General features: G+C 50.9%; 28 protein-coding genes. All 28 read left to right on the forward strand.

What is annotated here, in order from left to right:
- The first annotated feature begins 228 nt into the window (after positions 1–228).
- The 28 genes from F384_RS25385 to F384_RS25520 all read left to right on the forward strand — a co-directional run bounded on the left by F384_RS25385 (position 229) and on the right by F384_RS25520 (position 24316).
- A complete protein-coding gene (locus F384_RS25385; protein WP_032676551.1) occupies positions 229–720 on the forward strand; it encodes an STY4534 family ICE replication protein in 492 nt (163 codons plus the stop codon).
- A 72-nt stretch (positions 721–792) separates the two neighbouring features.
- Positions 793–996 carry a hypothetical protein gene (locus tag F384_RS25390; protein WP_032676552.1) on the forward strand — a complete coding sequence of 68 codons (204 nt, stop codon included), beginning with the start codon at positions 793–795 and terminating at the stop codon, positions 994–996.
- A 17-nt stretch (positions 997–1013) separates the two neighbouring features.
- Positions 1014–1562: a single-stranded DNA-binding protein gene (locus tag F384_RS25395; protein ID WP_032676553.1), complete on the forward strand. Its 549-nt coding sequence runs from the start codon at positions 1014–1016 to the stop codon at positions 1560–1562.
- Between the two features lie 78 nt (positions 1563–1640).
- Entirely contained in the window at positions 1641–1883 is a 243-nt protein-coding gene (locus F384_RS25400) for a DUF4160 domain-containing protein (RefSeq protein WP_046497089.1), read from the forward strand.
- Positions 1867–2115, forward strand: a complete 249-nt coding sequence (locus F384_RS25405; RefSeq protein ID WP_000155614.1) for a DUF2442 domain-containing protein — start codon at positions 1867–1869, stop codon at positions 2113–2115. The genes F384_RS25400 and F384_RS25405 overlap by 17 nt, the downstream gene beginning before the upstream one ends.
- Positions 2116–2381: 266 nt before the next feature.
- A complete protein-coding gene (locus tag F384_RS25410; protein WP_046497092.1) occupies positions 2382–3731 on the forward strand; it encodes a TcpQ domain-containing protein in 1350 nt (449 codons plus the stop codon).
- 1 nt (position 3732) lies between these two features.
- Positions 3733–4176, forward strand: a complete 444-nt coding sequence (gene pilM / locus F384_RS25415; RefSeq protein WP_046497095.1) for a type IV pilus biogenesis protein PilM — start codon at positions 3733–3735, stop codon at positions 4174–4176.
- Between the two features lie 19 nt (positions 4177–4195).
- Complete coding sequence (locus tag F384_RS25420; protein WP_046497099.1) at positions 4196–5869, forward strand: PilN family type IVB pilus formation outer membrane protein; 1674 nt, start codon at positions 4196–4198, stop codon at positions 5867–5869.
- Positions 5870–5872: 3 nt separating this feature from the next.
- A complete protein-coding gene (gene pilO2, locus F384_RS25425; protein ID WP_181899699.1) occupies positions 5873–7153 on the forward strand; it encodes a type 4b pilus protein PilO2 in 1281 nt (426 codons plus the stop codon).
- Positions 7140–7637 carry a type IV pilus biogenesis protein PilP gene (gene pilP, locus F384_RS25430; RefSeq protein ID WP_001252747.1) on the forward strand — a complete coding sequence of 166 codons (498 nt, stop codon included), beginning with the start codon at positions 7140–7142 and terminating at the stop codon, positions 7635–7637. Before pilO2 ends, pilP begins: the two co-directional genes overlap by 14 nt.
- A 7-nt stretch (positions 7638–7644) precedes the next feature.
- Complete coding sequence (locus F384_RS25435; RefSeq protein ID WP_046497107.1) at positions 7645–9219, forward strand: GspE/PulE family protein; 1575 nt, start codon at positions 7645–7647, stop codon at positions 9217–9219.
- Positions 9209–10324, forward strand: a complete 1116-nt coding sequence (locus F384_RS25440) for a type II secretion system F family protein (RefSeq protein WP_046497112.1) — start codon at positions 9209–9211, stop codon at positions 10322–10324. Before F384_RS25435 ends, F384_RS25440 begins: the two co-directional genes overlap by 11 nt.
- 9 nt (positions 10325–10333) lie before the next feature.
- The gene (locus F384_RS25445; protein WP_038162015.1) at positions 10334–10930 is read left to right on the forward strand and encodes a type 4 pilus major pilin; all 597 of its coding nucleotides are present in this window, start codon (positions 10334–10336) and stop codon (positions 10928–10930) included.
- Between the two features lie 4 nt (positions 10931–10934).
- Entirely contained in the window at positions 10935–11414 is a 480-nt protein-coding gene (locus F384_RS25450; RefSeq protein ID WP_032676569.1) for a lytic transglycosylase domain-containing protein, read from the forward strand.
- Positions 11411–12079 carry an A24 family peptidase gene (locus tag F384_RS25455; protein ID WP_000173819.1) on the forward strand — a complete coding sequence of 223 codons (669 nt, stop codon included), beginning with the start codon at positions 11411–11413 and terminating at the stop codon, positions 12077–12079. Before F384_RS25450 ends, F384_RS25455 begins: the two co-directional genes overlap by 4 nt.
- Positions 12079–13425, forward strand: coding sequence for a shufflon system plasmid conjugative transfer pilus tip adhesin PilV (gene pilV / locus F384_RS25460; protein ID WP_077267757.1), 1347 nt, complete (start codon positions 12079–12081; stop codon positions 13423–13425). Before F384_RS25455 ends, pilV begins: the two co-directional genes overlap by 1 nt.
- Positions 13426–13593: 168 nt before the next feature.
- Positions 13594–13959 (forward strand): hypothetical protein, encoded by a 366-nt coding sequence (locus tag F384_RS30060; protein ID WP_155404034.1) that lies wholly within the window; start codon positions 13594–13596, stop codon positions 13957–13959.
- A 1537-nt stretch (positions 13960–15496) separates the two neighbouring features.
- The gene (locus F384_RS25465) at positions 15497–16618 is read left to right on the forward strand and encodes a site-specific integrase (protein ID WP_046497123.1); all 1122 of its coding nucleotides are present in this window, start codon (positions 15497–15499) and stop codon (positions 16616–16618) included.
- Positions 16619–16825: 207 nt separating this feature from the next.
- Positions 16826–17692 carry a hypothetical protein gene (locus tag F384_RS25470; protein WP_046497129.1) on the forward strand — a complete coding sequence of 289 codons (867 nt, stop codon included), beginning with the start codon at positions 16826–16828 and terminating at the stop codon, positions 17690–17692.
- 24 nt (positions 17693–17716) lie between these two features.
- Entirely contained in the window at positions 17717–18430 is a 714-nt protein-coding gene (locus F384_RS25475) for a TIGR03759 family integrating conjugative element protein (protein WP_032676698.1), read from the forward strand.
- Complete coding sequence (locus F384_RS25480) at positions 18409–19032, forward strand: transglycosylase SLT domain-containing protein (protein WP_032676575.1); 624 nt, start codon at positions 18409–18411, stop codon at positions 19030–19032. The genes F384_RS25475 and F384_RS25480 overlap by 22 nt, the downstream gene beginning before the upstream one ends.
- The gene (locus F384_RS25485) at positions 19019–19558 is read left to right on the forward strand and encodes an integrating conjugative element protein (RefSeq protein WP_052746989.1); all 540 of its coding nucleotides are present in this window, start codon (positions 19019–19021) and stop codon (positions 19556–19558) included. Before F384_RS25480 ends, F384_RS25485 begins: the two co-directional genes overlap by 14 nt.
- A complete protein-coding gene (locus F384_RS25490) occupies positions 19555–20103 on the forward strand; it encodes a restriction endonuclease (protein ID WP_032676577.1) in 549 nt (182 codons plus the stop codon). The genes F384_RS25485 and F384_RS25490 overlap by 4 nt, the downstream gene beginning before the upstream one ends.
- Before the next feature lie 229 nt (positions 20104–20332).
- Positions 20333–22444, forward strand: a complete 2112-nt coding sequence (gene traD / locus F384_RS25500; RefSeq protein ID WP_046497134.1) for a type IV conjugative transfer system coupling protein TraD — start codon at positions 20333–20335, stop codon at positions 22442–22444.
- Positions 22431–23192: a TIGR03747 family integrating conjugative element membrane protein gene (locus F384_RS25505; protein WP_024132198.1), complete on the forward strand. Its 762-nt coding sequence runs from the start codon at positions 22431–22433 to the stop codon at positions 23190–23192. Before traD ends, F384_RS25505 begins: the two co-directional genes overlap by 14 nt.
- A 192-nt stretch (positions 23193–23384) precedes the next feature.
- Positions 23385–23702, forward strand: a complete 318-nt coding sequence (locus F384_RS25510) for an RAQPRD family integrative conjugative element protein (RefSeq protein WP_001216596.1) — start codon at positions 23385–23387, stop codon at positions 23700–23702.
- On the forward strand, positions 23693–23938 hold the full coding sequence (locus tag F384_RS25515; RefSeq protein ID WP_001251235.1) for a TIGR03758 family integrating conjugative element protein: 246 nt from the start codon (positions 23693–23695) through the stop codon (positions 23936–23938). The genes F384_RS25510 and F384_RS25515 overlap by 10 nt, the downstream gene beginning before the upstream one ends.
- A gap of 12 nt (positions 23939–23950) precedes the next feature.
- On the forward strand, positions 23951–24316 hold the full coding sequence (locus tag F384_RS25520) for a TIGR03745 family integrating conjugative element membrane protein (protein ID WP_000673116.1): 366 nt from the start codon (positions 23951–23953) through the stop codon (positions 24314–24316).
- Positions 24317–24320 lie beyond the last annotated feature (4 nt).

The following is a 24320-nucleotide window of genomic DNA, read 5'->3' on the forward strand; positions in this document are numbered from 1 at the left end:
GGCGCCTTCGGGTAATCACATGCCAATGCCACATAAAACCTGAGAGTGGCGCCTTCGGGTGGTAAACCTGTTTAACCTCTGAGAACAGGTACTCCTGGCGAGTTGAGGTCCATTTCACAAATACAGCCAGTCGGCAATAATTTGCTGACTTCCCTGCGGGAAACGTTATCCCGCAAGGGATAGATGTTTCTCCGCTACCAGTTTAGTTTTTACTCCGGAGATAACATCATGACTGCTACTACAACTGCATCTTCTTCCACCACCTCTTCCTCTGCCAGCCAGAAAAAAGAGTATTTCAATCTTAACGTAAGCGGTATCGGCTACCTGAGCTCGATTCGTCGTGTACAGGGCCAAAACGGTGAATTTACCTGCGCTGTCATTAATGCCCTGACTGGTCCTACCGACAATGCGTCATACACTCGTTTCGATGTCACTGTTGCGGGCCCAGAGGCTACAAAACTCATCAACCGCTGCCAGAAGGCCGTGGATGAAGAGGAAAAAGTATTGCTGGGGTTTGTGCTGAGCGGCCTGAAAGCTGACGTGTTTACCCTTCAGTCGGGTGAACATTCCGGTGAATCCAGACCTTCTCTGAAGGCTCGCCTGATTAAGGTCGAGTTCATTAAGAAAGGCCAGGAAGTCGTTTACACAGCGCCAAATGCATCTCAAACCCCGGAACAAGGTTCTGCGGCTCCTAAAGACTACGATCCGAACTCGTTTTAATTCTTTTTTCTTACATCCGGTAAATCTCTTTCGGGAGATTTACCTCTCTCGATAACGTAACGGAGCTCTCGCATGGGAAATCCATTCGGTTTACTGGCTTCAGAAGCTGGGTATCAATTACAGATCCAGGTTCTGTCCAGTCAGCGCGGTTTTTATATCGGAACCGCGAACGAAATGGGACCCGTGTCCCGTGAGTCAGTCGAATACTACAAAACCAGTCTGCAGGCCGATATTGCTCTTGAAAAAGGGGAATGGACGCAGCGTGAATATGATTAGGTACAGGAGATTACATCATGGCAAGTCGCGGAATTAACAAAGTTATTCTCGTTGGCCATCTCGGTCAGGACCCCGAAGTACGTTATATGCCCAATAGCACAGCTGTTACAGGGTTCAGTATTGCAACGTCGGAGTCATGGCGTGATAAACAAAGCGGTGAAATGAAGGAAAACACTGAGTGGCATCGCGTTGTGTTGTTTGGCAAACTCGCCGAAATAGCCGGTGAATATCTGAAAAAAGGTTCACAGGTATACATTGAAGGCCATCTGCGGACCCGCAAATGGACTGATAACGGCGGGGTTGAACGCTGGACAACAGAAGTTGTGGTTGGTGTGAACGGTACGATGCAGATGCTGGGTAGTCGTAATGCTCCAGCAGGTACCGGTAATGCTCAGCAGCCTGGGTCGGCGCAAGGAGGTTGGGGGCAGCCTCAGCAGCCTCAGCCTCAGCAGTCAGCTGCGCCACACAATCCTGCTAATGAACCTCCGATGGATTTTGATGATGACATACCGTTTCTGGGGCATGGTTATGGGATCTGCCGAAAAGCGATCTACGCCATTTCCTGATTGGATTTTACAGAGGCGCCAGTTTGACTGGCGCTTTTTTATTCAAGATAATCATGGCAGGAGCGGGGTACTTTTTTAATGCCAGTTATACTGAGAATTAACGGATTCAAATTTTTCTTTTACTCGAACGAGGGAAATCCTCTAGAACCCGCTCATATTCATGTCCGTAACGCTGATGGTGAAGCGAAATTCTGGCTTGAAAATGAAGTTAAACTGAGCAGGAACGATGGCTTCGATGCCCGGACTCTTAAAGAGTTGACTAAGATGGTTCAACATAACCAGACGATGTTTGTGGAGGCCTGGAATGACTATTTCAGCTAAAAATGTACGATTTGATGAGACCACCATGTGGGTCGAATTAAACGATGGCAGGGTGATGGGCGTACCAATCGCCTGGTTTCCTCGTCTGCTGAATGCCACAGACAAAGAACGTAATGACTATGAACTGAGTAAACGTGGTATTCACTGGGATAATCTCGATGAGGATATCTCAGTCGATGGCTTGCTCGCTGGCCGTGGTGACGTGACCCATGTTCCACATCGCGTAGCCTGATAATCATAAAGTCGCAGACTAAGGCGCCGGATTTTCCGGCGCTTTTCTTTTTAAGGTATTGCCAACTGGCTGGATAAATCGGTCTCGTGTAGCTCCTTTCCCTGCGCCCGAATACGGTGATAACCCTTGAAACTGGATATCCTGGTCTTTCGCGGTTGCCCCACCGAGGAAATTTTCTTCAGTTCGCAGTAATAGTTTTGCATTGTCCGAAAAGGCATCCCCGCCAGAATATCCGACTTGTTTCGGACAACTCCTGGGGATTCCTGATGGTAAAAATAAACCTGCAGACACGTTATCGGCTTGGGGCCATCACGCTTTGTCTGCTTGCCGCTGGCTGCACAGACTTTAGTTCTCGCTCTGAACCCATGAGCAGGCTTCAGGGCTCTCCCCGTGTTCAGGATCTTTATCAAAACCGTTCCCCTGAAGTTGTTCGATACGATCGTTACATACTTGCGAGTACGCGACCTGTAGATGCTCAGCGTGACCCACTGAATCAGATTATCGATATCAGGATGCCTTTGCAGATGGTGAATACCATTGGGGAAGGTATGCGATACGTGATGCTTGAATCAGGTTATTCACTGTGTTCAGGCGAACCGGGTGTATTCTCTGAATTGTTCGTTAAACCATTACCGGCTGTGCAGCGTTCAATAGGACCTGTGAAGCTTGGAGATGCTTTACAAATCCTCGCCGGGCCTGCCTGGCGTATGCGCGTAGATGACCTGAATCGAGAAATTTGTTTTGTTCTGCGTGATGAATATCGACATCTTGCCCTCTCAACAACAGGTCCCTTGCAGGCGAGTGTAGCAAGTCATGGAACAGGGAAATCTGCTTCTACAGGCACACTACTTAACAGTTCTAAGGGACTTTCTGGTACTGGAAATAATAGCTATCCGTTGCCTCCGGCTCGGCCAGAAAGTTCCATTTTGTCACCAGGGACACCAAAAGTTACCTCTCAAGCTGTTTCCCCTTTATCTGTTGCAACGACAGCAAAAACACCTCGTAACCCGTTCTCTGCCAGCGAGCCTGGGGAAAAATCTACGGTTCCGGTGCAGAAAACACAGGCAGGTCCCGCAGCTAAGTTAACATCTGGCAAGGTAAAACCATCAACAGAGTTGGCTCCTGCGCCTGCGCCGTCAGCATTGTCAGTTGCGTCAACACCTCTGAATAAAGCTGCACTTGGTGTGCCTTTAACTCCATCTGGTGCAGTGAAACCAGGTGGAACGGTTCAGAACAGTAATCCACCGTCCACTGTCATCTCTCCTACTGCTCCGGTCAGCGGAAAAACTGTTTTCACTCCGGGAGCATTGCTTTCCTCGTTACCAGACGGACAGGCCTGGACCGCGCAGGCAGGCACTACGTTAAAAGAGACTCTGATCCAATGGGCTACATCGGTTCGCTGTGAGAGTGGCAGTAGTCCTACCTGGGTAGTTATCTGGCCAACGCCTGTGAACTACCGCATCGATGTACCATTTACGCTGCGCGGTAATTTCGAGTCGATTATCGTGCAGCTGTTTAGGTTATATCGCCCTGCAGAAAAACCCCTCTATGCAGCACCAAATCGTCTTCAGTGCCTGGTATTCGTGGACGATAAGCCGATTCAGGACGGGAAATGATATGGGATATGCGCTGCCAGTTTTCGCGCTTTGTCTTGTCATCATCTTGATAGCCGGTGATGCACAGCACCACTCATCAGAGCATGTACGGCTTGCGCTGCAGCAGACTCAGCCTGAACAGCTTGCAGCAGACATGCTTCGGACTGCTGATGTCGTAAATAATTGGCGTCACGGGCGGTCCATAACAGATGGCCCCGTATCAACCGCACTGACTGGAATGCTGCCGTTACCAGACAGTCGCATCAAAAGCATTATTCAGAACGGTCGCCTGTGGATCTGGGTACCTGAAACAGACGGTGTTTATGCCGCGTTGCGCGCCCGCTCAGTGACTTCTGCGCTTGCCCTGACCGTAAGCGGCGGTCATCTGCGGATGGCGGATGGCACTGATATGAACCTGTCTCTGCCGTCCGGTGTGACGGAAGGCAGCATTGTTTATCTTAACTAACAGAATCAGGGAGCTGCGGATGCCGCGTATACCTTTCTGCCTGACAGTACTTACCGCTGCGTTTGTGCTGTCATCATGTTCGCTGAATGAAATCAGCAAAATAGACAAGGAAGCCGTTGGGCAGGCCGATACGGCTCAGCGAGTGTTGCAGAGTCGTCAGTCCATATCACAACCAACTGTTGTCTGGATGGATAAGCCCTGGGTAAACCTGCAGCCAGTCACGCCGGTGGTCTCCACTCCGGACGAAAAGAATCTGCCTCCCTGTCAGATAACGATTAATCGTCCTGACGGCATTTCACTGCCTGAGCTGGGACAGCGCATCACTGCGCTATGTGGTATACGAGTCTCCATCACACCAGATGCATTTGCTGCGCTGAGCAACGTGAGTACCGGCAGCGTGGTAACTTCTCAGATGAGTGGTCAACTGCCGGCGCCGGATGACAATGGTCGGGTTCCCCTGGCACAGATGGGGGCTACGTCAGCTCAGCCCGTCTCCGTTCAGCCATCACCGGCGCTCATGCGTGGCCTTAAATTCCAGGGAGATGTTCGTGATCTGCTCGATGTCGAAGCCAGCGGGTACGGGCTGTCATGGCGCAGTGACGGAAACGGAGTTTATTTTTATCGACAGGATACCCGCACTTTTCAGCTCGTTATCCTGAATACGAAAGTAAACAGTAGCGCATCAATTAACTCCGGCTCTGGCAATCAGCTGGGCAGCGGTGGCGGCACATCGGGGGGGACGAGCGGAGACATTAGCTCTAATCAGAAGACCGATTATGGCATGAACAGCGACCTGTACGACGACATTCGTAAAACCATCGAGCAGATGCTGACGCCAAAATCTGGTCGTTTCTGGCTTTCAGCAGCTACTGGCACGTTGAGTGTTACTGACACACCGGACGTTCTGGATCGTATTGGTCGTTACATTGAGTATCAGAATAAGGTTCTAAGCAGGCAGGTCCAGCTCAACATACAGATTGTCAGCGTCAACCAGACGCGTAATGAGCAACTGGGTCTTGACTGGGGGCTCGTATACAAATCCCTGCACAATTTTGGCGCCACTCTGACCGGTTCAATGGCCAATGCTTCGACTTCAGCAGGCAGTGCCGGCATTTCGATTCTCGACACGGCAACAGGCAATGCCGCCAAATTTTCCGGCTCCAGCCTGCTGATTAAAGCGCTTTCCGAGCAGGGCAACGTCAGCATGGCGCTGAACCAGACCGACCCAACAGCAAATCTGACGCCGGTAGCTTATCAGCTCTCAAACCAACAGGGCGTTCTGACAAGTTCCAGTTCAACTGCAACAGCTAACGTCGGGGTTACTTCCTCACAGACCGTAACCACAATCACCACCGGTTTGTTCATGACCATGCTGCCGTTCATCCAGGAAAACGGTGACGTGCAACTGCAGTTCGCTTTTAGCTATACCAGTCCACCGCAGATAGAGAAATTTATCAGTAGGGACGGGAATACCCGTAACGATATACCGAATACCTCGACACAGGGGCTGGCACGTAAAGTTAACCTGCGCTCAGGCCAGACACTGGTATTAACCGGATCTGAGCAACAGAACCTTTCTGCAAACAAGCAGGGAACATTCACACCCGACAACTTTATCCTGGGCGGTGGCCAGAACGGTACGCGCGGTCGTAACACGCTCGTGATTATGATCACCCCTGTTCTGCTGAGGTAATCCATGTCATCAAAGAAAAAATCTTCACTCCGTAGCGGCATTCGAGTCACCCACCACCGTCGCGACTGGATGGCAGGACTTCATTGGGAGCAGCAGCGGAGCGCACTGTTAACGCGATTCCGGGGAAAAGCCTCACCTGACACGCATGTAGTAGTTGCCGGCAGGCGTAACGCATCAATGATGGGGGTCGTTTCCCCCGGGCGTGTGCGACGGAGCCCTTACTCTCTTGCAGTAGCATTCCTGCTGTCTGAAGGGGGAAATACATGGGGGATATACCGTCTCAGCCACAACGAAGATCTCTGGGTTTTCTTTGCAGCCAGCGGTGGGCAACTTTCTGTCATGGGTGATGTGACCGGTTCACGCGCGAAGATAGAATCAGCAGCAGAAAACTTCCTGCGTTTTAACGATGCTGATACACCGGGTCTGCGCTGTGCTGCAACCGCAGATGATAATTGTGATGCAACCTCGCTCACTGACAGGCTGAACCGTTCGCAACTGAAGCGTTGCCGCCTGGGTAAGCGCCTGACGACGATGTCTCTCATTATGCCTGCTGCGCTTATTACACTCGTGGCAGCAGCAGGAATTTACTGGTACGACGACGTTCAGCAAAAAGCGGAACAGGCTGCTGCAATGGCAGAGTTTCGCGCCCGAATGGCGATGTCTGCTGATAAGCCAGCTGCGCCAGCCCGAGCGCCGCATCCGTGGGCCTCTCAGCCACCAGTTTCGCTTTTACTTGGTAATTGCTGGCTGACACGCGAACCACTTTTCGCCTCGGTGGCTGGCTGGCGCTTTACGGACGGTGAATGTGTCCCTGAAGGCCTGCGCTTGCGTTACCTCGCCACACCTGGTGCGACGGTGGAGGATTTCTCCCACCGCGCAAGGGTGCTTCTTGGGCATTCTGCTGTTTTCAACCTTCAGGAAGGAGGTAAAAACGGCGACGTATTCATTCCCTTCCGGAAATACAGCGTAAGTGAGTATACCGACGAGGCCTTGCCTGGCGCGGATGCCCAACTGATACGTTTCATTTCGCACCTGCAGCGCCGCAACCTGGAAGTCAAGTTCAGTGAAGTGAAACCGCCAGCGGTCGCGCCAGGACAAGAGAAAACCATGCCCGTACAGGACTGGCGCGAATTCACTTTTACTGTCAGCTCGCGTTTGCAGCCTGAACGTCTGCTGCAGGATTTTGATGCGACCGGGCTCCGCCTGAACAGCGTGTCAATCACCATGAGCCCGCAGGGGCAGTTCGACTACACCATGAAGGGGAGCATTTATGCGCAGAATTAATCCCGCGGGAACGGGCCTGCTGCTGTCCGCTCTGTTCTGCGGGCAGGCAGTGGCAACCGTAACCAGTGATGCGCTTCCGCCGAACGTTACGCTTGGCGAACTTGAAGCAGCTCAGGCGCGCAACCTCATTCTGGAGCAGAAAGTGCAGACGGCGCGTCTGGAGCAGCAGCTGCGTGAAAGCCAGTCCGGACAGAGTACTGACAGGAATTATCTGTCTACTGCCGCCCAGCCTGCCATGCCGCTTATGGCGCAGCCAGCTCCTTCACAACAGACTGCCAGTGCAGTCGGTGAAAAGCGGACCGGTGGTGTGCGCCTTCAGGAGATTTACGGCCGTGGCTCGCAGTTGCGTGCACGCATTGTTCTGCCGGATGGCGGAGTCACAGAAGTAGCAAAAGGCGATCAGCTTCCCGGAACCTCAAAGCGGGTCACGGAGGTTACCTCCACGATCGTACGCCTCAGCGACAATTCTGAACTTTCATTTTGAGGTGATGATGTCTTCTGATAAAGAAATCATGGATTTTGTCTTTGCCGAGCAGCATCCGTCTGGAGGGGTTACGCTACTCATCGACGGCAACCGGCGAAAAGACCCTGGCATACAGCGCTGGGTTATGGATGTCACCCGGACATGGGCTGATGCAAAAACTGAGTTTGTTACACTCAGCGAACTGAACCGGCGGCGTGAAGTGGCAGAACGTCAGGGCCGTGGGCTTAACCAGGGTGTGAGCGAGGCGGATCTAAGTAACCGTGACGTCAGTGTGTCGCAGGATAAGGTCATCAGCTATATGAGGCTGGGTAACGACTTTAATGCCTCTGATATTCATATGGAAATAAGCGGTGATCGCAAGATTTGCATCGTTCAGTTGCGTATTCACGGCGAGCTGGAGGTGGTGGATGAAGTGAAAGATGTGGAGGGTATGACGCTGGCCTCCACATCTTATCTTTCCATGTGCGACGTGCGCGAGCAGTCATTCTTTGCCGGTCGTGAGCAGTCAGGGCGCATCGATGCAAAGTTCGCCCGCCGCGCCGGCCTCTATGGCGCCCGCTACGAACACCGTCCTACTCCGGATGGGCTGATAGTGGTCATGCGTCTGATCCCGGATGACGGGGACAATATACCGACGCTGCCGCAACTGGGTTTTTTGCCTGAGCAGATTAAGCTCATCCTGCAGATCCTGCGTATGCCGGAAGGCATGACGCTGCTGACCGGGCCTACTGGTTCAGGGAAGAGCGCCACGTTGCGCGTGTTCAGTGATATCTGGCTGAAACTGACCGGCGGTAAAAAGCGCCTGCTCACGCTGGAAAACCCGCCCGAGGGGCGTATTCCGGGTGGTATTCAGACCCCCGTTATGCCGGAAGACAATTCACCGGAGGCCATCAGCCGCGCCTGGAGTAACGGAAACGCCTCTGCACTTCGTCTCGATCCGGATGCCATCCTGAACGGTGAGATCCGTGACCTGTATTCCCTTCTCGCCGCCATTTTCGCCAGTGAAACCGGCCACCTGGTGCTGTCGACCCTGCACACCCAGAGCCCTATCGGCTCCCTGCGTCGTATGGAGCATTTCGGTATTGATCGCCACCTTCTGGCGGATGCTGCACTCATCACTGGCCTGATTGGCCAGCGTCTGGTGCCGCTGTTGTGTGAACACTGCCGGGTACCGTGGGAAGTCAAAGTCCCTGAGCTTGATGAAGAAACCCGCGCGCGTCTCGAAAAATATTGTTCTGTCGCGGGCTTGTGCGAACCGAAAAATCTCTTCTTCCGCAACTATGAGGGATGTGAACACTGCCGGAAAACGGTACCACTGACCGGACGCATTATCAGTCGTGGCGTTACAGGGCGAACAGCTATTGCCGAAGTTGTCCGGACAGATGCTCGCCTGATGCAACTTTGGCTTTCACATGGGCCTTCAGTTGCCAGAAAGTACTGGGTAAACCAGGGTGGGATTACTCGCCGCATGCATCTGTTGCGTTATCTGGCAGAGGGTCTTGTTGATCCGCTGGAAGGCGATCTCATCTGTCCGCTGGATGAGGATGACATCATGGATTGTGAGGTGCCTGATGGAAAGTGACAGCCATTTTTATCCATCCCGGGAAATGTCGTTCCCTGAAAGGATTCGCTACCGGCTTGTCAGAGCCACTTTTACTGGGAAATACCGCCAGCCATTTTACGAAACGCTGCGCTTTCTTCTTGAAAACCGTAAGGCCCTGAAAGACGCGCTGACCATGATCGGCGATGTACATACTGATTTTGGCAGGCGCTGGCATCCTTATTATGAACTTGTTCAGGACTGCATCGAGGGTGTGAACGACAACCGTCCTGGCCGCGCGCTGCAGGATGTTCTGGCTGCCTGGGCACCTTACGAAGAGGCCGCGCTTATCAGCGCCGGGATGGAAACCGGTAATATTCCTGCCGCGCTGATGCAGGCTGATAAGTTGATTGTTGCCCGTCGGCGAATTCTTGGGCAGGTAATTTTTGCCTCAGTATTTCCTGCCGCGCTTGCCATCCTGAGTACGGGGCTACTACTGGCCAACAATCTCGCACTTGTTCCCACCATGAGCAAAATGTCCGATCCAGCTCGCTGGACCGGTGCACTCGGGTTTATGAATGGAGTAGCGAAGTGGAGTTCCGAGTGGGGTGTTGCTTCTGCCGCTACAGCCGCAGGGCTTGTGCTGCTGTCTTTCTGGTCGCTGCCCCGCTGGCGCGGCCGTCTCAGGGGCTGTGCTGACTGGTTACTACCATGGTCTGTTTATAAAGACCTGCAGGGAGCTGTATTTCTTATGAATATTGGCGCGCTTCTTGGTTCGGGTGTCCAGGAACTCAAAGCTTTGCAGATCCTTAACGGTTTTGCACCGCCCTGGCTGCAGGAACGCATCGAGGCCGCGATGGAGTGCATGAGTGAAGGCGATTCACTTGGCAGAGCTCTGCGTAACAGCGGATATGATTTTCCGAGCCGTGAGGCTGTGAACTATCTCTCTCTTCTGGATAAGGGGGATGGTGCTGCTTCGCTCATCACCAATTATGCGGACCGCTGGCTGGAGCAGGCGCTCGCGCGCGTCGCGCGTCGGGCGAATGCCACCAAACTCTTTTCTCTCGTTCTGATTATGAGTTTCTTCTTACTCATCCTGATGATGGTGATGCAGATTCAGGACATGAACACTTTCAACTTACATTAAGGAACCGCCATGTCAGCTCAGACATTACCACATCGCCAACATCAGCCTGACCGGGGCTGGGGCATTCTTGAACACGGTACCATTGCGATCGGGACGATTATCGTACTGGCTCTGGTTGGTGCTCTGGTCTGGAGTCTTTGGGGGAAAAAGTCCGTTGCCGTTGAGGTTTCAAATCTCCAGACCGTCGTGACAAACGCGCAGTCGCTTAAGCAGGCGCAGGGGGGATATAACTTTACGAGCGGTACAACTATGACGGGAACGCTTATCCAGCAGGGGGGCGCACCAAAGGCTGGCTGGACTATCCAGGGAACAGCCAGTTCCGGTACCGCTACGATGTGGAACGGTTATGGTGGTCAGGTCGTTCTGGCTCCTGTGGCATCGAATGGATTTAACAATGGATTTTCAGTTACAACGCAGAAAGTTCCGCAGGCAGACTGCATCTCTATCACTACACAGCTCGGTTCCGGTGGAGCATTCAGTGCTATCACCATTAACAGTACTGATTACAGTGACGGTCTGGTCAGTGCAGAAGAGGCAGGCAAAACCTGCTCATCAGACAGCGGAATGACAGGTAACAATACACTGGTCTTCACCCATAACGGCTGATGACATGCTGCGCCTGTCCGCTTTTCTGCTGCTGATTTTGGTTTGCCCACGGGTGGATGCATTCTGCTTTGAATCGGCGGGCGCTAAATACCACATTGACCCGCTACTGGTTAAGGCAATAGCCATAGGTGAAAGCAGCCTGCGACCGGATGTCACAAATATTAATCGTGACAAAAAGACCGGGCAGGCACTCAGTACCGATTATGGACTGATGCAGGTCAATTCATCGCATATCGCTTCGCTGATAGCGCAGGGTTACATTCGCAGCTCACAGGACCTCCTGAACCGTCCGTGCCTCAACGTTCAGATAGGTACCTGGATACTGGCGAAGCATTTTCAGGTATGCGGCATAAGCTGGAACTGTCTTGGCTCTTATAACGCAGGTTTTCGTAAGGACCGGCATGAAACTCGCGAGTCCTATGCCAACCGGATTTATGCCATTTATCGTCGGCTTTTACTTAATGAACGGGGAATAAAACTGTGACACTGCTGACGCTGAGTATGCCCTGGCCAACTGTCATTATCATTTTTCCTCTATGCCTCAGCTTATTCAGTTTTATGAGGAGCCTGGTTCGTCTCAGCCTGATGATATTGGATGATGATCAGGAATGGTTTGCTGTTTTTTTCGCCCCTGCATCCACCGGCTTCATCTGGCTTTACGCTACAGCGGCAACTGGCATGATGCTGTCCCCTGTGCCGCTACTGGAGCGACTGATGTCTCTGTTGTTCTGCCTCTTTCTTTTCAGGTTGACGCTTACCGATGCGTTCACAGGATTTCTGCCCCGAGAATTGACGATAAGGTGTCTTATTGCCGGTCTTGTTTCCGCTCTTATCGCTCCCGGCTTTATAGGGCACTTCCTCACAGCTACCACTGCGCTGGTGATTTTTGGCGTCTGGCGTTATGTCACCTTTAGGATTCATGCCCGTGAGTGTCTGGGGCTTGGCGATGTCTGGTTGGCCGGTGCTATTGCGGCCTGGTTGGGAGGGCGAGAGGGGCTTTATGCTCTGCTGATCGGCGTGGTGCTCTTTGTGCTCTGGCAGATATCTGTTCGTCGCATAACTGAAGGAGGGCCGATGGGACCCTGGCTGTGCGCCGGCGCGATTTCTGTGACCCTGTTTAAATTGTATCAACCGCTTATTACATGGTGATGCCTGTGTTCACATATAAAACGACTGACCGGGGCTGGGCTATCCTCAGCACTGGTGCTTCATTGATTATTCTCCTGGTGGTCAGCGTCTGGGGCTTTACCCTTATCAGTGACTGGATGCAAAAACGGACCTGGCTGAATACCGCGTCACAGGTATCTCGCTTCACACAAGCTGTGAAGAGCTACACTGGCCGTTATTACGATACTTTGCTTTCAAGTGCCACCACCACGACCCCGGTTACGGTTACACCCGCTATGCTGAAAAACACCGGATTTCTGGAGCAGGGGTTCAGCGAGACGACAGTAGACGGACAGGCTTACCTGGCTGCTGTTGTTCGTAATGCCACTAATACAGATCAGCTGCAGGCACTGGTTTACACTCAAAACGGCGCGGCACTGCCTTTTCTCGCACTGCGCCAGATATCAATGGATATCACCTCTGGTATGGGCGGCTATATATGGACATCAGGAACTGCTACCGGCGCTATGGGCAGCTGGACTATTCCTCTTTCACAGTTTGGGATAAGTACAACTCAGGGACATATTGCGGCTTTACTGACCACAGATGAACTGGGCGCTGCTCGCGGTGAAAATGATCGCCTTTATCGTTTTTCGGTAACCGGCAAGCCAGACCTCAACACGATGCATACCAGTATTGATATGGGAGGTAACAATCTTAATAACGCAGGCACGATTAATGCCGTAACGGGTAATTTCAGTGGCGATGTGGCGGCCACTGGAAATATAACTGCGAATGGAACTGTTACAGGACAGAATGTTACTGCCGGTTCAAACGTCACCGCAGGAAATACAATAACGGCTAACAACGACATACGTTCAAATAATGGCTGGTTCATAACTCGAGGGAGTAAGGGATGGCTAAATGAAACGTATGGCGGCGGTTTTTATATGTCAGATAATGACTGGGTTAGAGTCATAAATAATAAGAATATTTATACAAGCGGTCAGGTTCGTGGTGGAAGTGTGCGGGCTGATGGAAGACTTTCTACAGGAGAAGTTTTGCAGCTCGACGGAGTCAATACTGCTGGCGCAGTTTGTTCACCAAACGGCCTTGTAAGCCGCGACGCCACTGGAGCCATACTTTCCTGTCAATCCGGTGTGTGGCAAGGCAATGCTGAAATCGGTGATTTGTTCTTCTCTCCTGATATCAGCTCCGGTCAATCACGTAATATTGGGCAACATAAATATTGTGCATTGTCTCAGGCGCGATTCGATTACAACAATTACCGAGCGTGCGTTTTGGTTAGAAACGCAAATGGCACATGGACGTTGTCGGCTCCAAAGGTTGGTAATGGGCAAGCAAATTGCGTTGCCGTGTGTTTCTGACAACTGACTGTCAATCCGGTGCGTGGACTGGAGCTGGAAAAATCAATAATTCTTCCTGTAAATGGGTTTCCGCTCCAAATGCCAATGATAACATTGGCGGTTATAAAACGGCTTCATGCCCTGCGGGATGGATAGTTCAATCTGTCCGTTGGTTTCAGATTCCATCCTATGTTGATGATGAGCATGTCGATGCGTTTTGCTGCCCATTTAGCTAACTGTCAATCCGGTGTGTGGCAAGGAAATGAAATTTCTACTGTTTACCCAGGATATATTGACTATGGATCACATGTAGAAATGTTCGGAACCATATACGGTATTGGCGACGATAGCTGTGTCAACAGCGGATTTCCGGTACTGGTAAGCCAGGTTCTATCGCTTACAGGAAGTGTATCTGATCTTAGTTCTCTGGCTAATGCTGGAGTAACCTCTGCTTACTTTACAGTCATAAATGGAAGCCAATTTCGCGTTTGCGTAAAAAACAAAGATTCAAGCCGCAGCAACAACATTGCGTGGCGTGCATTAGCAATTAAATAAACCTGTCAATCCGGTGTGTGGAGATCGGGCCAAGTCAAGTTCACCACACAGGCCTATAACATCGGACAAAATGTTATTGATCAGTATATCGGAATACATGCGTACTGCTCCTGGACATATCTTTTCAGCGCCCCGTTGGGAGGAACTCAAAAGGTCTATAGCGACGGGAACAATGGCTGGAGAGTCACCAATACCCCTTATAATGGATACCAAACTGGCTCTTCGGTTTCGGTTACTTGTCTTAACCTTCCGGGGGCGGGAATTTGACTGTCAATCCGGTGTGTGGAAATCATTCCAAAACAAGTTCTCGATACAGGCTTTCGATGTGGGGAAAAATGTCACTAACAGTGATATTGGAATCCATGCTTATTGCTCATGGACGAACTTAAATGGTTCACCTTTTGGTGGATTTCAGAAGGTATATGCAGATAGTTCAAATCGCTGGTTTGTTACCAATACGCGATGGGGTGATTACGAATCAGGAGGGACAATCACTGTCACTTGCTTAAATCTACCTGGTGCCGGAATTTGACTGTCAATCCGGTGTGTGGGCAGCCGCATCAAAAATCAAAATGCAAACCGTTTTTGGCGAAACCACCTGTGCCAATAAAGCGGTTGCGTCTGCTTATTGTCCGTCCGGTACAGTGGCTATAGGTGGTTCTTACACTTTAAAAAGTTGGTCTGATGGTTCCAATCATAACTCACCCGATTCCATGGCTCTTGATCCTGTAAATGACCGGTTCTACATCGTCTTACCGAACAATTCAAAAGGTGCAGCGTGCTTCCAGGCTATAGCAAACTGCGCCACTAATTAGACGCCAAATCCTGTGTGTAGTGAACTCAAGGGCTTTGATGTGCCTGACTACACGCCGGATGGAATATCAGTCTACTGCGCATTTCTTCAGTACGATTCTGACGGTATAGCTCCCATAGATTATGAGTATATAGCAAGGCTAAAACTCCCTGGAGAGCATCCATAAGAGGGTAACGGGCTAGACATAACAGTGAAGGAAGAGCCTGCCGGTACGATAAAATTAATCGTACCCGACTTACTCCAGCTTGAATTAGCTGTACCCGCGGCGGTGATAACGCGCCCATCAACACTACCTGACAAAGCCCATGTGTTTCTGCAATTGTCACCATCCTCGACGTGCCGGTTCACTGTGGATACTCCCCCAGATGCATATACTGTCATGGGCTTACCGGTGGTATTGATAGCTGTGTAAGCTGACACAAATGAGCCAAGTGAAGAATAATTCCCGCTGTAGTTTCCGCCAGATACCCACACACCGGATTGACAGTTCAGTAGTCGAGTATGATTTTCATACAACTGCAATATCCGTTTGGTGTTTGACCTGGATTAATAACAGGGCAATTGTCATCGGTGCGAGGGGTATAACCTACGTAATCATCTGAACGTCCTTTATCGAAGGAAGTCCTTCTACAGTAATATCCTGACCGTCCTTTTCCTGGGCTAATCCACACACCGGATTGACAGTGGTATGTGATATATTTCTAATCTTTTTAGGAATATGCGATGCAACTCAGACAGCGAATTAAGAAAATGGAGCTGGGTGTAGCTCTTGATAAATATTACGGTTGTGCATCTGTGCAAAAGCGGGGCCATCTGCAGGAGTTTTATCGGATAAATGTTATAAAGCGTTCAGCTCTTGCCAGGCGATACATGCATGAGATTACTTCGGTTGATATTGCAGAATACCGTGATCAGCGACTCTCTGAAGTAAGTAGTAAAACGGGGCGAACTAATAGCCCTGCAAGTGTCCGACTTGAACTTGCGTTGCTATCTGCCCTTTATAACCTTGCTCGAATTGAATGGGGAACATGTACTCATAACCCTGTTGAGCATGTACGAAAACCACCGGCCTCCAAAGGGCGAACCCGAAGATTGACATCTCAGGAGGAGCGAAAGATTGGCAGGGCGCTGGCAAAACGAAATATCGAGTTGGCAGCCATTTTTCATTTGGCCCTTGAAACGGCTATGCGTCAGGGGGAGATCCTCTCACTTCGCTGGGAGAATATCGACCTGCACATTGGCATCGCTCATTTACCTCTCACTAAAAATGGGAGCGTACGGGATGTTCCGTTGTCGTTTAAAGCAAGAAAGGTATTAAGAGAGTATTCCGGCCCTCTATCCGGACCTGTTTTCAGTTATACATCCAATGGGTTTAAAAGCGCCTGGCGAGAAGTTATACAGGCTTTAGGCATTGTCGATTTGCATTTTCATGATCTACGACACGAAGCTATAAGCCGTCTTTTTGAGCTCGGAACACTGAATGTCATGGAAATTGCAGCGATATCAGGACACAAGAGCCTGACGATGCTAAAACGCTATACCCACCTTCGTGCGACGCAGCTGGTTAGTAAACTTGATATACGTAAACGACAGACGCAGAAACTGGCGGCGATCTTTGTTCCGTATCCTGCTGAACTTGAGAGCAGCAATAACGGTATTGTTTTACGCTTCTCTGATCTTGAACATCCTTCACTTGAAGCGCAAACAAAGGAAGACGTTATCCAGAAAGCCTCTTTTGAGCTTCTCAGAATTCAGGCTCTTGCTGCTCGTTCTGGAGAACGACTCCCTCCACCAGGCAATATCAAAGCTAATGACCCAACTCGTGTGCTCATTAATCCGCTCTGAAATTTTGCGAACCCCTGGATTCAAACACATCTAAAACAAGGACGTTTTTAGACAGCGCTATTATGATAGTGGCCTTTCCAGATGATCCCCTCCGACCTGGTTTCCCCGCCGAAAAAAACTTCAGAAATGGCAGATGAGTTAATCATCGCCATAGAATGACGTTTTTTGCACCTTATGGCTGTTCTGCGCAGCTATAAGGATTTTGAAATGTCAGTCAGTCAAGTCGTCCCGGAAGAAGTTATACCTGAAAATCCAGAGGTTACTTCTTCGAAAGTTGTGCCTGCTGAGCCAGAGGCTCGCCGGTTGGTTCCCATTAACCTGAAAAAAATAGTCCGGATTGGAGGTCTGGGATTCCTCATTGTTTCTCTTGTTGGTTCTGTGGCCACGATTGTGATCATGGCACAGCAAATCTCTGATCTGAGTATTCGGGTGAACTCCCTGGATGCCGCTTTTCGCAGCGGTCAGATGAGCCAGTTGTCTGGTTCGGTTACTTCGCTCGAAGCTCAAAGCCGGAAACACGAGAAGCAGCTCGAGTCTGTCTCATCAGGGCTTGAATCAGTACAAAACCAGTTAGCTGATTTTCAGGGGGAACATTCAAAATTAACAGGAAGCATTAACAAACTTTCCTCAGAAGCCCTGGCGCGGCGTACCGCGATAGACGAACACTCTGAACGTATTGATGACATTCACTCACGGTTGTCACAGGTTGAATCGCGAGTTGCCGGGCTGAGCAAAGCTGAAAGCAACACTTCTCAGAAAGAATCGAAGCAGAACCAGCAACCAGTCACTAAGAGCAAAACATCTTCAAAATCCGGGACAGGCCAGATCGTAAAAAAGCCTGAGCGGTCAGTCAGGCGCGCAGCTGTTGAAGCACCGTTTGTACTGACCGGCATTGAGCGGCGCGGCGGGCAGATGTTCGCAGTCGTCATCCCCCGTGGAAATTCCCAAATATCAGATATGCGGTTGCTTTCACCGGGAGACGGGATGCTGGGGTGGACGCTTCGTTCTATCCAGGACAGTGGTACTGCTGTTTTCAGCGTGAACGGTACCCAACATAGTTTACAGGTTCAATAAGAGACCAGACATATGAAGCATCAGATGAGAAGAATTTTGATGGCAGGTGTACTTTCCTTGCCGCTGTGTGTGGCGGCATCAACAGTTACCACTCAATCGAATCAGAGTCAGCAAACATCCCTGCAGGCATCATCAGCAAACCAGGTTCAGACGCAGCAACAGGGTCAACAATGGGGGCTTTCAGATGAGGACTGGAGTCGCTATCAGTCGTTGATGAAAGGAGCCAGAGGCATTATGTCCCCTGGTCTTGATCCTCTTACTGCCCTGGGCGTCGAGACAGATAATTCATCTGAGCGCCGTCGGCTGGCTGAATTGTGGGTAAAACACGAATACGCCCGTACCGAGAAAGAACTCGCATTTCAACGAGAAATAAACACTGCCTGGCTTCGTCTTTATCCTGAAACATTGGCCGTGAATATGGGGAATGCCGCGGGTATCGCTCATGACACACAAGGAAGACTGGCGTTATTTGTCAAAGAGTCATGTTCACGCTGTGATGCCCGGCTTGCTGCTGTTATCGCCGACAACAGACCGGTAGATATTTACCTTGTCGGAAATGACGTGAGCGACGAAAAAATCAGATCATGGGCAATAAGCCATGGCATACCAGTCGAAAAAGTGCGTAATCGGCAAATTACCCTAAATCATGATCGCGGTTTGTGGCAGCGCTATGGGCAAGGTCAGATGCCAGTTATTTTGCAGCAGGGAGAAGAGGGATGGCAAATTGCCGCATTCTGAAACTGGCTTGCTGTTTATGGTTTGTCAGCACTGGTTGCCTGGCGGTCGTGAATGTAAATAGCAGTGTTCAGGTAGTTCCGCAGGCTTATCGGGTCATTGCTGCTGCCGAGCGCGTTCCGGCAGAATCGCTTTACTCGCTGGCGATGGCCGAAAGCACCCGTAAAACCGCATGGGGGTCTAAACCATGGCCCTGGACTATTAATGTAGCAGGGAAAGGATACCACTTTGAAACCCGCGAGGAGGCCTTTGCGGCACTTCTTGGATTTATGCAGCGCTACCCTCTCAAGCGTATCGATGTCGGTGTAGCCCAGGTCAATCTTGGGTGGAACGGGCATCTTTTCCCATCCTTTCGTGATGCTTTTGATCCCTACACAAATCTTCGTGCAGCGGCCCGAATTCTCCGTGCCTGCTATGACGCTCAGCCTGGAAGCTGGATTAAAGCTGCTGGCTGTTATCACCACCCGGCCGGTGGTAAGCCGGCAGCAAAATATATGGCTATCGTACGCCGCAAGCTAAGTCAGATCGCACCTGATATTAAGGTCCCTGAAGGGGGGCCGGTTGCTCTGGCCAGTCACTCATTAACCTGGGTTGAACCTCAATGAAAAAAATATCGATAAATATTTCAATGGCATCTTTTGTGTATCACTGCTTACAGCAGCGTTTAGTTGTTTTGCTTCGCTGACAGTGGTCGGGGATCTGGGCGGGGAGTCAACCAGACCATTATTCGAGGCGATTAATTCAGGTGAGGAGTCGCATTTGTCCGATGTTTCTTCCTTGCCTGAACCACCGTCATCGCTGTCTATTTCCGATATGTTGCCCGTTAATACACCGGAAATGACACCCGGAAAGGTGACGTCTCGCCCTCTGCAGTTACCCGGTTTGCCCCCTGTTTTTGTGATTGGCGATGATGATATTTCCCGAGCCTGGCTGCGGCAGCGTGGTGCTGAACTGAAAGGGATGGGCGCCACAGGAATGGTAGTGAATGTTACGACTGAAAGTGCGCTCAACACGCTTAGAGGACTCTTGCCAGGTACTGAGATGGTCCCTGTTCGCGGCGGTGATTTGGCAAAGCGATTGAATCTGACGCATTACCCTGTCCTGATTACCGCTGATGGATTAGCGCAATGACCACAGTGGTTTTCATATTATTGGCTTTCATTTCACTCACAGCTTTTTGGCTGCGGTGTAATACAAGAAGTGCCCGTGTCCGCAGACATCAGCGTAATCGACAGACGGCTAACAGGGTGTTGCTAAAACTGCCTGAGCTGAAAGCGGGGCAGCAGGTTTTATATTTACGGAAGATTAATCCCTATGTTTTCGAGGAGATGATTCTGACCGCCATAGAGCGGCGAGGAATACCGGTCAGGCGTAATCCGAGTTACAGCGGTGATGGTGGTATTGATGGTCAGTTCTGGATTGGTCAGGAAAGGTGGCTTGTCCAGGCTAAACGATTTGCCAGTGCTGTTCGTCCTGAACATGTCCGCCAGTTTGGTGAGTTAGTCCGACAAGAAAAATGCAGAGGTCTGTTTGTACACACAGGACGAACAGGTTTTATCAGTTTTAAGTATTTCAGTGATTACCCGGAAATTTTGCTCATAAGCGGGTCTTCCCTTTTGCTACTGCTGTCTGGTGAATCCGTTGAACATGTTCTCCGGCCATTAAAAAAGAGGTAATACAGATGAATTTTTCCACATCAACATTACCGTTTATTGGTTCGGTGTGGCTTTTGGTTTCTTTCCGGATTTTCATATTCCGGTCTGTATTGATTTCTTTGCTGATGTTTGGGTTATTTCTTTTCTTTTATTTATTTCTAGCCGTATTCCGCAAGGCCACAGATTCTGCTCATTTATTCCTCAAACTCAATGATAAAACTTTTGCTCTGTTCCAGGGGAGGGCTTTTATATGAGCGACAAGTACGTGATGGAATCCCTCCTTCGCCCGGCGGTTGAACTGTATTCCGCTGCGGCGGCGGGTAGCGCAACCTTTATTTGCCTTACGGCCCCCTGGGCTGTCGCGCTCGCACCATCGGTCAGTTGGGTGACCGCCGCGGGGTTTGGTGTACTGGCGCTGAAGCGTACATCTGAGGGGATGAAAATACTCCGTTACCGCCAAAACATTCGCCGTTTGCCCCGATATGTACTGACCAGCGAGCAGATCCCCGTCAGCCAGCGGCACTTGTTCCTTGGCAAGGGCTTCCAGTGGTCTCCCCGCCATACGCAGCGTCTTCTGGAAGCGAGGCGTCCGGAGTGTGAGGTCTACGTACAACCTTCTGTTATTTATCGCCTGGCACGCGATCTGGAAAAAAAGATGGAGTACAGCTTGCCGTGGTTGTGCAGGCTGACACGAACTGATTCGGCGCTCAACCCGTTTCGCCCGTTGCCTCCTGTAGGAGGAAGCCCCATTTACCATGGTGTGGAACTGGATGAAACTACGGTCACCTATGATCTCGGAGAACGTGTAGGGCATACACTGGTTATCGGCACCACACGAGTCGGTAAAACCCGGCTTGCTGAGTTACTTATCACACAGGATATTCGCCGTAAAAACGCTGCAGGCGAGCATGAAGTTGTCATCGTGTTTGACCCGAAAGGAGATGCCGATCTGTTGAGGCGAATGTATGCCGAGGCACACCGTGCTGGTCGTCAGGATAACTTCTGGGTGTTCCACCTCGGATGGCCAGATATAAGCGCTCGCTACAATGCCGTTGGACGGTTCAGCCGTATCTCGGAAGTAGCATCACGTGTTGCAGGACAGCTCTCCGGAGAGGGCAATTCTGCTGCATTTCGGGAATTTGCCTGGCGATTTGTCAATATTATTACCCGTGCGCTGGTCGCACTTGGCCAGCGTCCTGATTACGGTCTCATACTGCGTTACGTGACAAACATAGGTGAACTGTACGAAACCTATGTTGAGAATATGCTGAGTGAAAAGGCACCACAGTTGCTGAGTACAGTCGAAGCGCTGTTAGGTAGCGGTATAAGCGAGAAGGATCTGCCGCGTCACATGCAGGGCAGGCCTAATGGCATGAATATCTGGGCTATTGAGCAGGTACTGGCCAGCGAAGAAGGAAAAAAACTGTGGGACCCGGTGCTGGATGGGCTACGTAGCGCTGTGCAATATGATCGAACGTATTTCGACAAAATTGTTGCGTCACTGCTGCCGCTGCTTGAAAAGCTTACAACTGGTAAAACGGCCGCATTGCTGGCACCTGACTATACGGACCTGAACGATCCGAGACCGATCCTGGACTGGCATAACATTATAAAATCGCGCGGCGTGGTTTATATCGGCCTCGATGCACTATCCGACCCTGTTGTCGCAGCAGCAGTCGGCAACAGCATGTTCGCTGATCTCGTTTCCGAAGGTGGACACATCTATAAATTCGGTCTCGGTGATGAGGATGGCAGAAAAAGTTCGAAAGTGGCGATAAATCTTCACTGTGACGAGTTTAACGAGTTAATGGGTGATGAGTTTATTCCTCTCATCAACAAAGGGGGTGGTGCGGGCTTCCAGGTGACTGCATATACGCAGACTCTTTCGGACATCGAGGCCCGTATAGGCAGCAGTGCTAAAGCGAATCAGGTAGTGGGGAACTTCAACTCATTGATAATGCTCCGTGTGCGTGAAAAAAACACTGCCATGCTCCTGACCGACCAATTACCGGAAGTTGACGTCTACCAGAAAACCCTTACATCGGGTGTCACTGACGTATCCCGGCCGGGAGAGGGTACTGATTTTAACAGTAACGTTCAGGACCAGGTCAGTCTGGTTAAAGTCCCGATGCTCAACCCTTCAGACGTTATCAACCTGCCGAAAGGGCAGGCATTTGCCCTGCTTGAAGGAGGGCGCCTGTGGAAAATCAGGATGCCGTTGCCGGCTGATAACGACGATCCTTACATGCCCGCGAGCCTGAAGCAGCTGGCTGACAACATGGAGCAGAATTACCGAACTGGAGTATCCTGGTGGACAGGCGGTGATGCGGCATATTCGGGGGGGCAAAATGTCTCAGCATGACAGAGATACTGCCAATCGCAGTTCGCCATCCCGACAGAAACAATCCGGACCATTCGGCATGTTGCTCTGGGATTTGCCTGTCAGTTTAATTGGCATTCTGCTGGGGTCGCTTCTGGTTAGCCTGCTGATCGAATATGCCTGCATTGCCATACTCTGGCCTGACGAAGGTGCTTCACACAGCTACCGGGTGATGGTTGCAGAAAGCCACTGGTTGTCGGAAGGGTACACGCGGAGTTTACTGATGGCAGCGCCGGTTGAGACGATTTCGCGGTGGGTACATACCGCCTGGAACTGGTTGTTTGTCGATAGCGGATTCAGCCATTGGCTTCAATCATTCAGGGAAACTGGTCAGAAGGGGACTGGAGTTATCCCAACGATAAACCGGTTCGGTGACTCACTAATCGGCTGGCTTGGGGAGTACCTGCAAGCTACGCTCTGGGTAACTCTGATTTTCTTCATCAGGGTGATGATCCTTTTTCTGAGTCTGCCGCTGTTCGGCCTGGTGATTATCACCGGCATAGTTGAAGGGCTGGTCCGTCGAGATTTGCGTCGTTACGGAGCTGGATATGAATCGAGCTTTGTCTACCATCACGCCAAACGTTTTATTAAACCCGCACTTTACGGCCCCTGCATGTTGTATCTGGCCTGGCCGACTGCTGTCTGGCCAAATCTCCTGTTGCTGCCATCAGCATTATTACTTGGCGGTGTTCTGGCCATCGTCACGGCGTCCTTTAAAAAATACCTATAGCCCAGGAAGTAGCTGTTTCGGGAATTCCCCGGAGCCCGCTCGATGTCGCGGGCTTTTTTTTTGAAGGTCCATCTGTATTAACCAGCTCACTTTGTGTCATTTAATTTTCTGACCTTCATAAATATTTTCCTGCTGCCAGCATGTCCTGTTTGCGTCAATCTCCCGACGACAAGTTATTAGGGAGAGTCGCAAATGCGTCACACCACAATCATCCTGGCAATGTTATTGCCCGTTCTGCCGGTGCTGACCTGCCAGGCGTCAGAAAAAGATGAGCTGGCACTCGTGATGCGCCAGCTGGATCAGGTTCAGGCTGGCCTTGATCGCGCCCGCGTCGTAGCCAATCAGAATCAGGACGCTCGCTTTTATTTCGACTATCAGCAGGCAACCCGTGACATCTCAACGATGAGGCAGGGCATATCCACTTATCTCGAGCCGTCGCGCGCGCAGCCAACAGCACCCTCCACTTTAGTCACCGGGCAGTACCGTGCTGAGGAGCCCTCATGGCGATGAATGGCTCTCAGCTAAATGGATGGAGTGCGGGCACCGGAAGCAGCCTCACGCCCGGGCAACTGAACCTCTTGATCCTCGGTACGCTCGCCATCGTCGTTCTCCTTTTCAGCGCATGGGCACTGGTGCAGGCCTACCGTGGCCTGGTCAGTAAATCAGTGACGTTCAGGCAGTTCAATGAGCTGCTAATTCGACTGATTGTGCTTTATCTGCTGACCCTGTTTCTGTTTTTCCACTGAAAGGATGACTCAATGAAATTCACTTTCTTCAGGCATTTTCGTTCTGCCTATTCCCGTGCGGGATATTTGTTGCTTACCGGTCTCTTAACTGCAAGTCAGGCTATGGCAGACTTGCCAGCTGTTGAACAGCCAACATCTGGAGGCGGTGGCGGAACCTACAACACCGTTATGGGCTACATCAAAATGGGGGCACTTGCGATAGGGCTTCTCGTATGTGTCGGTGCTTTTTTTGCCGTAGCGCATGCCGTGATTACCGCATTTCACGATATCCGTCGTGGTAAGGGGGAATGGACTCAGTTCCTGGTCTATCTGGTTGTCGGCATCATCCTCATCCTTTTGGTTATTTACCTCGCAACTAAAGCTTCAGATATCCTGTAAGGAG

This window comes from Citrobacter amalonaticus Y19, assembly GCF_000981805.1.
GTDB classification, from domain to species: Bacteria; Pseudomonadota; Gammaproteobacteria; order Enterobacterales; family Enterobacteriaceae; genus Citrobacter_A; species Citrobacter_A amalonaticus_C.

What these genes read in the sequence shown, in the direction of transcription:
- F384_RS25505 (WP_024132198.1), top strand. Translation starts at nt 22,431, where the DNA reads ATGTCTCAGCATGACAGAGATACTGCCAATCGCAGTTCGCCATCCCGA.
- F384_RS25390 (WP_032676552.1), top strand. Translation starts at nt 793, where the DNA reads ATGGGAAATCCATTCGGTTTACTGGCTTCAGAAGCTGGGTATCAATTA.
- F384_RS25420 (WP_046497099.1), top strand. Translation starts at nt 4,196, where the DNA reads ATGCCGCGTATACCTTTCTGCCTGACAGTACTTACCGCTGCGTTTGTG.
- F384_RS25520 (WP_000673116.1), top strand. Translation starts at nt 23,951, where the DNA reads ATGAAATTCACTTTCTTCAGGCATTTTCGTTCTGCCTATTCCCGTGCG.
- F384_RS30060 (WP_155404034.1), top strand. Translation starts at nt 13,594, where the DNA reads ATGTTGATGATGAGCATGTCGATGCGTTTTGCTGCCCATTTAGCTAAC.
- F384_RS25450 (WP_032676569.1), top strand. Translation starts at nt 10,935, where the DNA reads ATGCTGCGCCTGTCCGCTTTTCTGCTGCTGATTTTGGTTTGCCCACGG.
- pilO2 (WP_181899699.1), top strand. Translation starts at nt 5,873, where the DNA reads ATGTCATCAAAGAAAAAATCTTCACTCCGTAGCGGCATTCGAGTCACC.
- pilP (WP_001252747.1), top strand. Translation starts at nt 7,140, where the DNA reads ATGCGCAGAATTAATCCCGCGGGAACGGGCCTGCTGCTGTCCGCTCTG.
- F384_RS25395 (WP_032676553.1), top strand. Translation starts at nt 1,014, where the DNA reads ATGGCAAGTCGCGGAATTAACAAAGTTATTCTCGTTGGCCATCTCGGT.
- F384_RS25490 (WP_032676577.1), top strand. Translation starts at nt 19,555, where the DNA reads ATGACCACAGTGGTTTTCATATTATTGGCTTTCATTTCACTCACAGCT.
- F384_RS25465 (WP_046497123.1), top strand. Translation starts at nt 15,497, where the DNA reads ATGCAACTCAGACAGCGAATTAAGAAAATGGAGCTGGGTGTAGCTCTT.
- F384_RS25475 (WP_032676698.1), top strand. Translation starts at nt 17,717, where the DNA reads ATGAGAAGAATTTTGATGGCAGGTGTACTTTCCTTGCCGCTGTGTGTG.
- F384_RS25470 (WP_046497129.1), top strand. Translation starts at nt 16,826, where the DNA reads ATGTCAGTCAGTCAAGTCGTCCCGGAAGAAGTTATACCTGAAAATCCA.
- F384_RS25515 (WP_001251235.1), top strand. Translation starts at nt 23,693, where the DNA reads ATGGCGATGAATGGCTCTCAGCTAAATGGATGGAGTGCGGGCACCGGA.
- F384_RS25410 (WP_046497092.1), top strand. Translation starts at nt 2,382, where the DNA reads ATGGTAAAAATAAACCTGCAGACACGTTATCGGCTTGGGGCCATCACG.
- F384_RS25385 (WP_032676551.1), top strand. Translation starts at nt 229, where the DNA reads ATGACTGCTACTACAACTGCATCTTCTTCCACCACCTCTTCCTCTGCC.
- F384_RS25445 (WP_038162015.1), top strand. Translation starts at nt 10,334, where the DNA reads ATGTCAGCTCAGACATTACCACATCGCCAACATCAGCCTGACCGGGGC.
- F384_RS25405 (WP_000155614.1), top strand. Translation starts at nt 1,867, where the DNA reads ATGACTATTTCAGCTAAAAATGTACGATTTGATGAGACCACCATGTGG.
- F384_RS25435 (WP_046497107.1), top strand. Translation starts at nt 7,645, where the DNA reads ATGTCTTCTGATAAAGAAATCATGGATTTTGTCTTTGCCGAGCAGCAT.
- traD (WP_046497134.1), top strand. Translation starts at nt 20,333, where the DNA reads ATGAGCGACAAGTACGTGATGGAATCCCTCCTTCGCCCGGCGGTTGAA.
- F384_RS25480 (WP_032676575.1), top strand. Translation starts at nt 18,409, where the DNA reads ATGGCAAATTGCCGCATTCTGAAACTGGCTTGCTGTTTATGGTTTGTC.
- pilV (WP_077267757.1), top strand. Translation starts at nt 12,079, where the DNA reads ATGCCTGTGTTCACATATAAAACGACTGACCGGGGCTGGGCTATCCTC.
- F384_RS25510 (WP_001216596.1), top strand. Translation starts at nt 23,385, where the DNA reads ATGCGTCACACCACAATCATCCTGGCAATGTTATTGCCCGTTCTGCCG.
- pilM (WP_046497095.1), top strand. Translation starts at nt 3,733, where the DNA reads ATGGGATATGCGCTGCCAGTTTTCGCGCTTTGTCTTGTCATCATCTTG.
- F384_RS25400 (WP_046497089.1), top strand. Translation starts at nt 1,641, where the DNA reads ATGCCAGTTATACTGAGAATTAACGGATTCAAATTTTTCTTTTACTCG.
- F384_RS25440 (WP_046497112.1), top strand. Translation starts at nt 9,209, where the DNA reads ATGGAAAGTGACAGCCATTTTTATCCATCCCGGGAAATGTCGTTCCCT.